At 71.2% G+C, this 11,115-nt stretch carries 10 protein-coding genes; 6 read left to right on the forward strand and 4 right to left on the reverse strand.

Annotated features, from left to right (window positions below; all coding sequences use genetic code 11):
- Positions 1-7 precede the first annotated feature (7 nt).
- On the forward strand, positions 8-1,156 hold the full coding sequence (locus AC3ETA_RS30005; protein WP_432196014.1) for a sulfite oxidase: 1,149 nt from the start codon (positions 8-10) through the stop codon (positions 1,154-1,156).
- A 102-nt stretch (positions 1,157-1,258) separates the two neighbouring features.
- On the opposite strand, the gene AC3ETA_RS30010 is transcribed toward AC3ETA_RS30005, so the two are convergent.
- Positions 1,259-1,465: a hypothetical protein gene (locus AC3ETA_RS30010; protein WP_030949045.1), complete on the reverse strand. Its 207-nt coding sequence runs from the start codon at positions 1,463-1,465 to the stop codon at positions 1,259-1,261.
- Positions 1,466-1,592: 127 nt separating this feature from the next.
- Positions 1,593-2,798, reverse strand: a complete 1,206-nt coding sequence (locus tag AC3ETA_RS30015) for a beta-1,3-glucanase family protein (RefSeq protein WP_432196015.1) — start codon at positions 2,796-2,798, stop codon at positions 1,593-1,595.
- Between the two features lie 502 nt (positions 2,799-3,300).
- Here AC3ETA_RS30015 and AC3ETA_RS30020 point away from each other — a divergent pair.
- Both AC3ETA_RS30020 and AC3ETA_RS30025 read left to right on the forward strand, forming a co-directional pair.
- Positions 3,301-4,224, forward strand: coding sequence for a GNAT family N-acetyltransferase (locus AC3ETA_RS30020; protein ID WP_432196016.1), 924 nt, complete (start codon positions 3,301-3,303; stop codon positions 4,222-4,224).
- 103 nt (positions 4,225-4,327) lie between these two features.
- Positions 4,328-4,657, forward strand: a complete 330-nt coding sequence (locus AC3ETA_RS30025; RefSeq protein ID WP_432196061.1) for a hypothetical protein — start codon at positions 4,328-4,330, stop codon at positions 4,655-4,657.
- A 12-nt stretch (positions 4,658-4,669) separates the two neighbouring features.
- Here AC3ETA_RS30025 and AC3ETA_RS30030 read toward each other — a convergent pair whose 3' ends face one another.
- A complete protein-coding gene (locus AC3ETA_RS30030) occupies positions 4,670-5,575 on the reverse strand; it encodes an AraC family transcriptional regulator (RefSeq protein WP_432196017.1) in 906 nt (301 codons plus the stop codon).
- 146 nt (positions 5,576-5,721) lie between these two features.
- Between AC3ETA_RS30030 and AC3ETA_RS30035 the strand changes: the two genes are divergently transcribed.
- Entirely contained in the window at positions 5,722-6,483 is a 762-nt protein-coding gene (locus AC3ETA_RS30035) for an SDR family NAD(P)-dependent oxidoreductase (protein ID WP_432196018.1), read from the forward strand.
- 385 nt (positions 6,484-6,868) lie between these two features.
- Here AC3ETA_RS30035 and AC3ETA_RS30040 read toward each other — a convergent pair whose 3' ends face one another.
- Positions 6,869-7,753: a Gfo/Idh/MocA family protein gene (locus AC3ETA_RS30040; protein WP_432196019.1), complete on the reverse strand. Its 885-nt coding sequence runs from the start codon at positions 7,751-7,753 to the stop codon at positions 6,869-6,871.
- Between the two features lie 305 nt (positions 7,754-8,058).
- On the opposite strand from AC3ETA_RS30040, the gene AC3ETA_RS30045 reads away from it, so the two are divergent.
- Complete coding sequence (locus AC3ETA_RS30045; protein WP_432196020.1) at positions 8,059-8,916, forward strand: aldo/keto reductase; 858 nt, start codon at positions 8,059-8,061, stop codon at positions 8,914-8,916.
- A gap of 117 nt (positions 8,917-9,033) precedes the next feature.
- Positions 9,034-10,800, forward strand: a complete 1,767-nt coding sequence (locus AC3ETA_RS30050) for an ABC transporter ATP-binding protein (RefSeq protein ID WP_432196021.1) — start codon at positions 9,034-9,036, stop codon at positions 10,798-10,800.
- Positions 10,801-11,115: the final 315 nt, after the last annotated feature.

An 11,115-nucleotide genomic window follows, 5' to 3' on the forward strand; every position in this document is an offset into this window, starting at 1 on the left:
TGCGGGTATGGGTCACCGACTCGCCGACGCGAGCACGCCGGCCCGGCTGGCCGCCCCGGACGAGGGCATCGGCCGGGACGAACTGGCGCTCGCGACCCGCAACCACGGCCTGCCCCTCGAAGCCCTGCGGCACGACATCACGCCGCCGGGCCTGCACTACGTCCTGACCCACTACGACATCCCGTACGTCCCCGACGGCACCCCCTGGCCCCTGACCCTGGACGGCCGCGTCCGCCGCTCCCTGCGCCTGGACCTCCCCGACCTGCGCGGGTTCCCACAGGTCACCACCCGCGTCACGCTGGAGTGCGCGGGGAACGGCCGGGCCCTGCTGACCCCGCGGCCGGTCAGCCAGCCCTGGCTCGTGGAGGCCGTCGGAACCGCCGAGTGGACCGGTGTGCCGCTGCGTCTGCTGCTCGCCGAGGCCGGCGTCGGGCCCGGCGCGGTGGACGTGGTCTTCACCGGCGCCGACCACGGGGTCGAGCGCGGCATCGAGCAGGACTACCGGCGCGCCCTGCCCGTCGAGGTGGCCACGGGCGGCGAGCCCGAGGTGCTGGTCGCGTACGCGATGAACGGCGCACCGCTGCCCCCGCAGCACGGCCACCCGCTCCGGCTGATCGTGCCCGGCTGGTACGGCATGGCCCACGTGAAATGGCTGCGCTCGATCACCGTCACCGACGAACCGTTCACGGGGTTCCAGCAGGCCGTGGCCTACCGGCTGCGCCGGGACCCCGAGGACGCGGGCGAGCCGGTGACCCGAATCGCCCCGCGCGCCCTGCTCGTGCCACCCGGATTCCCGGACTTCATGTCCCGGGCCCGCGTGGTCCGGCCCGGCCCGGTGGCGCTGGAGGGTCGTGCCTGGTCCGGACGCGCCCCGGTGACACGCGTCGAGGTCAGCACGGACGGGGGACACACCTGGCGGGACGCCGAGCAGGCCCCGGACGACGGGCAGCGGTGGGCATGGCGCCGCTGGCGGTACGAGTGGACGGCGACCCCGGGTGAGTATGTGCTCAGTGCACGCGCCACCGATGCCGGGGGCCACACCCAGCCACTGGAGCAGCCCTGGAACCGCGGGGGCTTCGTCAACAACCTCGTACAGCGCGTGCCCGTGCTGTGCCTGGACGACGAGGACGGGTCACGGGGCGGTGACGGGGAGTAGCCCGGAGGCAGGCCCGGCGTGCCCCGGGCGGCAGGCGTACGAGGCCGCCCCGGGTGCTGACCTGCACCTCAGGGCGACCCGTGCGGATCGTGGCGGGTACGGCTAGGGCAGCAGCTTGTCGAGGGCGGTCGGTCCCTCCGCCGCCAGCTTGCGCTTGGCCCATTCCAGGTTGCGTGGGGTGAGGTCCTTGCCTGAGGCAAGCACGATGTCCTCGGGGGACACCTCGGTGCCGGTGCGGGCGTGGAGCAGGTCGTCCGGGGTGGTGCGGTCCTCGGACGGCCCGGACGCTTCGGGCTGGGACGTCGGCATCATCTCTGCTCCTCGGATCCGGGGTACTTCGGGCCCGGTGCGGTCATCGGGTCTGCTATCACCATTCAACGCCTGAGCGGACCCTGCATCCGGAGGGCTCGCACATCCGCCCCGCACCGGGCCGCCCTCAGCCCTCGAAGGGCGTGAGCGTCAGCGTGATCCCGGCCGGCGCCGTGTCCTGGATGTACGAGGCGAAGTCGGCCACGTCGTCGAAGGCGAAGCCGTACGCCCTGCCGTCCTCGGTGGCCGCGTGCATCGCCCCGGCGTAGTGGTTGGTCAGGTCGGTCCTGTAGAAGGTGGCCGGGTCGGACGTCGGCTGCTCGGGGTGGCTCAGCAGGGTCGAGTGGTTGAAGCCGGCGCCGAGGACGGCGGCGACGGGGCCGGTCGTGCCGTCGTTGGGGGCGGCGAGGTTGCCGTCGCAGAACAGCACGTCCCGCGTCGACGGCTTGCCGAAGGACACCTGGGCGGGCCCGTCGAAGGCGAACCGGTCACCGCGCACCCGACCGGTGAACCTCCCCGCGTTGGTGGTGACGGTCAGATCCCGCCCCGTGTAGGTGCTCCACACCTCGTCGATGTACGGGGCGAGGTAGTCCTTCGAGAACAGCCCGGCGTCCAGGCCGTGACCCGGGGCGATGATGCGGGTGTCGTCCACGACCAGCCGTGCGAAGGCCTCGGCCTCGCGCACCGCGGCGAACGCGGCCGCACGGCCACCGGCCCTCAGCCTGCCCGTGGTCTGATCCTTCGCGCCGGTCAGCCGGATGCTCATCGGCACGCTGAACATGTCGACCATGGTGGTGTTGCAGAACATCCCCGACGCGTTGTACGTGAACTCGGCGCAGTCGTGCAGCACCGGGTAGTTGGGGTCCGACTCGACCCAGCCCGCCGGGTACTGGAGCGCGGCGTTGCCGTTGCTGTCCGCGACCGCCTTGAACCTCAGCTTCTCGCCGAGCGCCACATAGATACGGCCCGACATGTAGGGGAGCGAGAGCCGGGTCTCGCCGCCGGACAGGGAGATGGCGTAGTCGGTGAAGCCGTCGGAACCGTTGTCCGACAGCGCGATCGGCGCGAGGGCGCCCTCGGGCGTGAGGCGGACCTGCTTGCCGTCCTGGTTGCCGACTACGTACAGGTGCACGTTCGCGTTGTCGAAGGAACCGCTGCCGTTGACGATCGTCAGCGGCAGCGAGCCCGCGGCGGCCTTCGCGTCTCCGCCCGCGGGCGTACCCGCGAGTGCGTACGGTGCCACGGTGGCGGCGACGGGAACGGCCACCGCCGCACCGCCGAGCGCGAACAGGAGCCTGCGACGACCGAGGGGGCGCTGATGACGGGAAGTCATGTGGGGGATCTCCCGGAGTGCTTGTGGGGGTACAGGAGCCGCGGCAGCAACCTGTCAGACGATCTGAGAGCGCACGATCTGAGAGCGCTCTCGAAATGCCCTCGCACCGACACGGGCCGCTACCGATGACCCCCGATGCTACGCACGACGCGTGTGTCGGCCAATGGGTCCGTACCAAGCCCAAATCGAGCTGAGCTGCGGGAACTTGAATGGTCACGGAATGACCACAGCCGTTTAACCCTTGCCTAAGGCTCACTTAAGCCCGGTGGACAGTCCGAGAGCGCTCTCACCCCCGGTGCCTGGTCGGCCGCGAGCGGTGCGGAAATCCCTGGACGGGCCCGTCGAAGATCACGTACTGTGTGGCTCCACGCCCTGAGTCGGACGGAAGGAGGCGAGTGCCGTGCAGTTCACCAATGTCCCGCGCTCCCTTTTCCGTTGTCCCGGCGTGCACATCGCGATCTGACCGGGAGCGCTCCAAGCAGCCTGTATCCCGGAGGAATCCGTGACCGATCTGGTCATCCGTACGCTCTCCGCGAGCGACGCCCATCTTTTCGACGCACACCCCGACCCGCTCGGCGCCCGTGAAGGTCATGTGCGCACCAGGTTCCGGCCCGAGTGGAAGCGAGTGGCCCTGCGCGACGGCCAGGTCGTCGCCCGCGGTGCCTGGTGGGGCGGCCCCGACGACTCGGAGCCCCTCAACATCAACTGGTTCGACGTGGCCGAGGGCGAGGAGGAGGCCGGCGCCGAACTCCTGCGCACCGCCCCCTGGCAGGTCGAGCTCGAGATCAACCTGTCCGGCGGCTGGCGGGACGATCCCGCGCTGAAGGCCGCCGCCGAGACCCGGTTCAGCGCCGCGCGCGCCGCCGGGTACGAACTCCTGGTGGAGCGGTACCTGTACCGCTGGACCCCGGACCTCGGCCTGCCCGAGCGGCCCGGACGTCTGACGTTCAGCGCCGAGCCCGACGACGAGGTCTTCCTCGACGCACTGCGGCGCATCCACTCCGTCACCCTGGACGCGCACGCACTGCGCGACATCGAGGCGGGCGGCATCGACAGGGCCGCCCAGGAAGAACTGGACTTCTTCCACTGGTGCCCGTCCCCACGGGAGTGGTGGCAGGTCGCGCACACGCCGGACGGTGACCTGGCCGGCATCCACATCCCGGCACACAACCCCTCCGGGCCGACCGTCGGCTTCATCGGGGTCGTCCCGGAACACCGCGGCCACGGCTACGCCTACGACCTCCTCGCCGAGTGCACGCACTTCCTCGTCGAGCAGGGCGCGGAGTTCGTCACCGGCGCGACGGACCTGGGCAACTTCCCGATGGCCGCGAACTTCACCAAGGCCGGCTTCCCGGTGGTCAAGGAGCGGATCAACTTCCAGGCAAAGAATTCCGCATGGCCGAGTAGCGGCACCTCAGCACGATGAATGACGGACGGCCCGGACCTGACCGCAGGTCCGGGCCGGCTGTCAGTGCCGGGTGGCATGCTGGCCGACGGCGTGATCGACAGCGGGGAGGGGCGGGGTGGGCATGGGCTTCGGCGGCGCGGTGTGGCACGTGAGCGGTGGCGGCGAACCGGTGGGCGAGATCCTGATCGACGAGGCCGACTTCCCGTGGCTGGCGGGGCGCTTCACTCCCGGTCCGGGGTACGAGGCGGTACGCGACCTGTTCGCCCGTGAACTCGCCCTGCTGGAGCGGGATCAGGAAGAGGAGGCCGAGGCGTGGGAGGCGGCGTACGACGAGATCCGCAGCCGCGTTTTCCTGTCGTCGCCGGACGGTCCCGTCGCCGAGTTCCTGCTGCACATCGAGGGGGACAGAGCGTGGTTCCGGTGGAGCGAGGAGCCGTTCGACGACGAGTGACGCGGCACCCGCTCAGGGCAGGACACCCGCGGGGCTGCGCGCGGTGTCGCGCAGGCGTGTGGCGTCCCTGCTCGGGGGTGCGCCGAACTGGCGGCGGTATTCCCGGCTGAACTGTGACGGGTTGTCGTAGCCCACGCGCTGACCGACCCCGGTGACGTCGCCCGGGTGGGTGGCGAGCAGCAGCCGGGCCTCCTGGAGCCGGATCTGCTTCTGGAACTGGATGGGGCTCATCGCGGTCACCGCCTGGAAGTTGCGGTAGAACGCGGAGACGCTCATACCGGACATCCGGGCCACGTCCTCGACCCGGAAGGGATCCGCGTAGTGCTCGCGGATCCACCGCACGGCCCGCGAGACATGGCTGAGGCTGCTGTCGGCCAGGCCCAGTTGCCGTACGGTCGCCCCCTGCTCGCCGGTGATCACACGCCACAGGATCTCGCGCCTGACCAGCGGTGCGAGGACGGCACGGTCGCGGGGCTCGTCGAGCAGGCGCAGCAGCCGGACCACCGCGTCGAGCAGTGCGGCCGGTGCGTCGGTCACGGCGATCCCCGAGGGCGGACCGCCGCCTGGCCGGGGAGTGGTTCCGGGGCCGGCCTGGAGAAGGAGCTCGGCCACGGCGGACGGGTCCAGCGTGAGTCCGAAGCCCAGCGCGGGGTGCTCGGGGTCGGCCCCGGTGAACTGACCGGTGACCGGAAGGTCGACCGACGCCACCAGATACTGCCCGGGGCCGTACTCGAAGACGCGGTCGCCCAGCGCGAGCCGTTTCGCGCCCTGGGCGATGACCGCGAGCACCATGCCGGTCATCGAGGGCGCCGGCGGATCGGACCGGTCGACCTTCGAGATGAGGACACCGTCGACGGGCGTGGTCCAGTCGGGACGTGCGTGCCGGGCCAGCAGCGTGCGGAGCTCTTCCAGTGGCATACGGCCATTGCAGCACGGTTGCGCCCGACGGTCCTCGAAGGCGAGAGGATCGTGCAAGTGTGAGCGAGCATCGTTCTAACGTTTTCGCAGGTCAGGCGGGTTGAATGGAATCAGTTCACCGGTTCCGTCCACCCAGAGGAGAGACCATGAAGATCGCCATCGTCACCGGCGCCAGCTCCGGCATCGGGCAGAGCGCCGCCGTCGAGATCGCCAGGCGCGGGGTCGGCGTGATCCTGACCTACGGCAACAACGCCCGCGGTGGCCTGGAGACGGTCGCCGCCATCGAGGAGGCGGGCGGCACCGCCGTGGCGCTGCCGCTGGACGTCGGCGCGAGCGACACGTTCGACGCCTTCCGCGACACGGTCGCCCGCGTGCTCAAGGAGACCTGGGGACGCGACTCGTTCGACTACCTGGTCAACAATGCCGGGATCGCGCAGACGGCGCTGATCGAGGACATGACGGAGGACATGTTCGACCGGCTGACGCGGGTCCTGCTCAAGGGACCGTACTTCCTGACGCAGAAGCTGCTGCCGCTGATGGCGGACGGCGGCGCCGTCGTCAACACCAGCAGCAGCTCGGCGCGCACCACCACCGGCCTGGAGCCCGGCTACTCGGCGTACGCCAGCATGAAGGGCGGCCTGGACGTGCTGACCCGGTACATGGCCAAGGAGTTCAGCGGCCGGGGCATCCGGGTCAACGCCGTGTCGCCGGGCGCGACCCGCACCCGACTCGCCGACGACGCCTTCACCCGGTTCCCCGAGGTGATCCCGGGCCTCGCCGCGAAGACTGCGTTCGGCCGGGTCGGCGAACCCGATGACATCGGCGCGATGATCGCCACGCTGGTCTCCGACGAGAGCCGCTGGGTGACCGCCCAGAACATCGAGGTCTCCGGCGGCTACGACCTCTAGAGCCGGTCGGCCGCCGGCCAGCCCCTCCTCAAGCAGCCGGTCGGTCGCGGCGCAGTTCTCGTTGACCGGCCGGTCGGTCGCGGGTCAGCCTTCGTTCGGCCGTCGGTCGGTCACTGGTCAGTCCCACCTCAAGCAACCGATCGGGCGCGGGGCAGCCTCCGTCGAGCAGCCGGTCGGCCACGGGGCAGCCCCTCCTCAAGCAGCCGATCGACCACTGGTCAGTCCCACCTCAAGCAGCCGGTCGGTCGCGGGTCAGCCCTCGTCGTGCAGCCGGTCGGTCGCGGGTCAGCCTTCGTTCGGCCGTCGGTCGGTCACTGGTCAGTCCCACCTCAAGCAACCGATCGGCCGCGGGGCAGCCCTCGTCGTGCAGCTGGTCGGTCGCGGGTCAGGTCTCGTCGAGCAACGTCTCGGCCTCGGCCAGGATTTCGGTGACCCGCAGTGCGAACGCCGCGTCGCACGGGTGCGGTTGCCCCGTGCGAACCGCGGTCAGCAGGGCGTCGGCGGCCCGGGTCAGGGCGGACACCGCGGTCTCGGTGCTCTCCGGCAGCAGCGTGACCCCGGCCGTGCCTCGCAGCTCAACAGCCGCCCCCGAGGCGGCGGGCGGGGCCGTGAGGCTCAGGGCCAGCGTGCTGGACGCCCCGCTGACGTGGTCGAGGACGAGGTGGACGGTGTCGCCGGGACCGTGCGCGGCCGCCGTCACCCGCCGCGCGTCCCCCAGGACCGGCAGCAGCACCGACAGCGCGTGCGGGCCCACGTCCCACAGCGCGCCCTTCTCACGCCGCCACGGCGAGTCCGCGAACGGGCTGTCGTCACCGCTGAACACCGCTCCGAGCCACTGCGCCCGTCCGGTGAACCACCCGTCCGCGCCCGCCTGTTCGGCGATCCACGCCGCGGTCTCCGGCTGGAAACGCGTGGTGAAGAAGACGACCGAGGCGACACCGGACTCGGCCACCGCCTCGACGACCGTCCGTCCCTGCTCCACCGTCGGCGCGAGCGGCTTGTCGAGCAGCAGGTGGCGGCCCGCCCGCGCGGCCCGCGCCGCGAGGTCGGCCTGGATCGCCGGCGGCAGGGCGACGGCCACCGCGTCCACATCGGCGAGCAGCGCGTCGACCTCGTCGTAGGCCCGCACGCCGTAGGCGTCGGCCAGTTCCTTCGTGGGTGCCGTACGACGGCCCCACACTCCGACGAAGTCCAGCTCAGGGTGCCCGCTGAGGGCGGGAGCGTGCGCCATCTGTGCCCACGGGCCGGTGCCTAGCAGTCCGATGCGCATGCCGCCGCCTCTCACTTTGCCGGAAGGTCCGGGACCGATGCCTGTCCGGTCGGTCGAGGGTGAGCGTGCCATATCGACCTGGAGGCCGCGCAAGCGGATACCGGACGGGCGGGGCGATCCCGACCTGGCGCGGATTCAGTGGCGCTGTCGCTGAATCCGTTCACCTTCTTCTATTGGACCTCTCGCGTCCGGACGGCGACGCTGGTGCAGTTCGGGTTCGGTCCGTGCTTCACGGTCCGTTCACCACGGTCCGTTCACCGGACGACAACGTTTTCCGCGCGACAGCCGAGAGAGGTCACGAGCCCATGCACACCCGCCGCATCGGGGATGTCGAGGTCAGCGCGATCGGTCTGGGCGGGATGCCCATGTCCATCGAGGGCCGCCCGGACGAGGCGCGTTCCCTCGCCACGATCCACGCCGCGCTCGACGCCGGCGCCACCCTGATCGACACCGCGGATGCCTATCACCGCGACGCCCACGAGGTCGGTCACAACGAGACCCTGATCGCCAAGGCCCTCGCCTCCCACGACCTGGGCAAGGACGTCCTCGTCGCCACGAAGGGCGGCCATCTGCGCCCCGGCGACGGCAGTTGGACCCTGAACGGCAGCCCGCGCCACCTGAAAGAGGCCTGCGAGGCGTCCCTGCGCCGGCTGGGCGTGGAGGCCATCGGGCTCTACCAGTTCCACCGGCCCGACCCGAGGGTGCCGTACGACGAGTCCGTCGGCGCGATCCGCGACCTGCTCGACGAGGGCAAGATCCTCATGGCCGGGATCTCCAACGCCGGCCCCGAGCGCATCAGGCAGGCGAACGACATCCTCGGCGGGCGGCTGGTCTCCGTGCAGAACCAGTTCTCCCCGGCGTTCCGCTCCAGCGAGCCGGAGCTGCGCCTGTGCGACGAGCTCGGCATCGCGTTCCTGCCGTGGAGCCCGCTCGGCGGCATCTCCCGGGCCGGTGAACTGGGCTCGGTCTACGCCCCGTTCGCACGTGTCGCCGAGGCGCACGGGGTCAGCCCGCAGCAGGTGTGCCTGGCCTGGATGCTCGCCAAGTCGCCGGTCGTCGTCCCCATCCCGGGTTCGAGCCGGCCGGAGACCATCCGGGACTCCCTGGGCGCGGTCGACCTCGTGCTCGGCGCCGAGGAGATCGCGGAACTGGACGCCGTCTGAGGCCACTCCGGGAATCCGTCCCGGATCGCGTGTGTACCACCTCCCGGGACGGGAGATGAGAGCGCTTGCTATGCAGGTGTCCGCAATTCATCCGGAACCTCGGGAAGGACAACGCCTATGGCGTCGTCGCAGGAGAGACCGCTCGACCACCGCTACCGGGACGAACACCCCGTCCGCACGCTCGCCTATCTGTTCCGCGCCGACCGTCACCGCCTGGCGGCGGCGGTCGGCGTGTTCACCGTCAAGCACAGCCCGGTCTGGCTGCTGCCGCTGATCACCGCGTCCATCATCGACACCGTCGTCCAGCACCAGCCGATCAGCCGGCTCTGGCTGAGCACCGGCGTGATCATGTTCATCCTGCTGGTCAACTACCCCCTGCACGTGCTCTACGTACGTCTGCTGTACGGCAGCGTCCGCCGCATGGGCACCAGCCTGCGCTCCGCGCTGTGCACCCGCATGCAGCAGCTGTCCATCGGCTACCACTCCCGTGTCAGCGCCGGTGTGCTGCAGGCCAAGGTCGTGCGCGATGTCGAGACCGTCGAGCAGATGGTGCAGCAGACCGCGGAGACGGGGCTCGGCGCGACCACCGTGCTCGTCGGCGGCCTGGTCATCATCGCCGTACGCACACCGGAGTTCGTGCCCGTCTTCCTCGTCGTCGTGCCCGCCGCCGCGCTGGTCGTCGCCCGCCTGAGGGCCCGGCTGCGCACCCACAACGAGAGCTTCCGCCACGAGGTGGAGACCCTCTCCTCCCGCGTCACGGAGATGACCCGCCTCATCCCGGTCACCCGTGCCCACGGCCTGGAGGGCAAGGCGCTGCGCCGCATGGACGGCACCCTGCACCGGCTGCTGACCTCCGGCATGCGCCTCGACCTCGTCAACGGCCGCTTCGGGTCGCTCGCCTGGGTCGTCCTGAACGTGGTCGGTGTGCTGGTCCTCGCCGGCGCGGCACTGATCTCGTACTACGGCGTCTGGGGCGTCACCGCCGGAGACGTCGTCATGCTGAGCGCGTTCCTGACCACCCTCACCAACTCCACGACCACGCTGGCCGGTCTGGCGCCGGTCATCACCAAGGGCCTGGAGTCCGTCCGCTCCGTCGGTGAGGTCCTCCAGGCCCCCGAGCTGGAGGACAACGAGGGCAAGGCCGAACTCGGTTCGCTGCGCGGCGCCGTGACCTTCGAGGGCGTCGGGTACGCCTACGACACCGGCCGCCCCGCGGTGCGTGACGTCACCCTGTCCGTCTCGCCGGGGGAGACGATCGCCCTCGTGGGCGCGTCCGGCGCGGGCAAGTCCACCGTGCTGAACCTCGTCATCGGCTTCATCCGCCCGACCTCCGGTCGACTGCTGCTCGACGGCACGGACATGAACACCCTCGACCTGCGCACCTACCGCCGGTTCCTGTCGGTCGTGCCGCAGGAGTCGATCCTGTTCGACGGCACGATCCGCGAGAACGTCGCCTACGGCATGGACGACGCCGACGAGGAGACGGTGCGTGCGGCGCTGCGTGACGCCAACGCGCTGGAGTTCGTCGACCGGCTGCCGCAGGGCCTGGACACCCTGGTCGGCGAGCGCGGGGCGCGGCTGTCCGGCGGGCAGCGACAGCGGCTGGCCATCGCGCGGGCGCTGATCCGGGATCCGAGAGTGCTGGTCCTGGACGAGGCGACCTCGGCCCTGGACACCCGGTCGGAGGCTCTGGTCCAGCAGGCCCTGGCCCGGCTCCTGCACGGCCGCACCACCTTCGTGGTAGCCCACCGACTGTCCACCGTGCGCGGCGCGGACCGGATCGTGGTGCTGGGCGACGGCCGAGTCCAGGAGATCGGCACCCACGAGGAACTCCTGCGCCAGGGCGGGGCGTACGCGGCGCTGCACAGCGGCCAGGTCGCCTGACGCACCCGTCCCGCCCGCTCCACCCACGAGATCGCGTGGAACGGGCCGGACGGGCCGGACGGGCCGGACGGGTGAGGCTGCAGCAGGCCGACCACTCGGCCCGGTTCGATCCGACCGGTGCGTGGCGCCCACGCGGTCGCGTTGCCGAACGTCACCTTGTCGGCGCCCTCCTTCGGCTCCACGGGGACGCTCACCGTCCAGTGGTCGTCGGGGCTCCGGGTGTTCTCGACGGTGACCCGCACCGGCTCGGCGTCGCCCACGGCGATGTCCGCCGAGACGATCCGCCGCGACCTGGCGCGGGCCGTGCCGTTCTGG

Source organism: Streptomyces sp. bgisy027 (genome assembly GCF_057710365.1).

Bases quoted from the DNA above. Each gene is read 5' to 3' on its own strand.
- AC3ETA_RS30005 (WP_432196014.1), top strand. From the start codon at position 8: ATGGGTCACCGACTCGCCGACGCGAGCACGCCGGCCCGGCTGGCCGCC.
- AC3ETA_RS30010 (WP_030949045.1), bottom strand. From the start codon at position 1,465: ATGCCGACGTCCCAGCCCGAAGCGTCCGGGCCGTCCGAGGACCGCACC.
- AC3ETA_RS30015 (WP_432196015.1), bottom strand. From the start codon at position 2,798: ATGACTTCCCGTCATCAGCGCCCCCTCGGTCGTCGCAGGCTCCTGTTC.
- AC3ETA_RS30025 (WP_432196061.1), top strand. From the start codon at position 4,328: ATGGGCTTCGGCGGCGCGGTGTGGCACGTGAGCGGTGGCGGCGAACCG.
- AC3ETA_RS30030 (WP_432196017.1), bottom strand. From the start codon at position 5,575: ATGCCACTGGAAGAGCTCCGCACGCTGCTGGCCCGGCACGCACGTCCC.
- AC3ETA_RS30035 (WP_432196018.1), top strand. From the start codon at position 5,722: ATGAAGATCGCCATCGTCACCGGCGCCAGCTCCGGCATCGGGCAGAGC.
- AC3ETA_RS30040 (WP_432196019.1), bottom strand. From the start codon at position 7,753: ATGCGCATCGGACTGCTAGGCACCGGCCCGTGGGCACAGATGGCGCAC.
- AC3ETA_RS30045 (WP_432196020.1), top strand. From the start codon at position 8,059: ATGCACACCCGCCGCATCGGGGATGTCGAGGTCAGCGCGATCGGTCTG.
- AC3ETA_RS30050 (WP_432196021.1), top strand. From the start codon at position 9,034: ATGGCGTCGTCGCAGGAGAGACCGCTCGACCACCGCTACCGGGACGAA.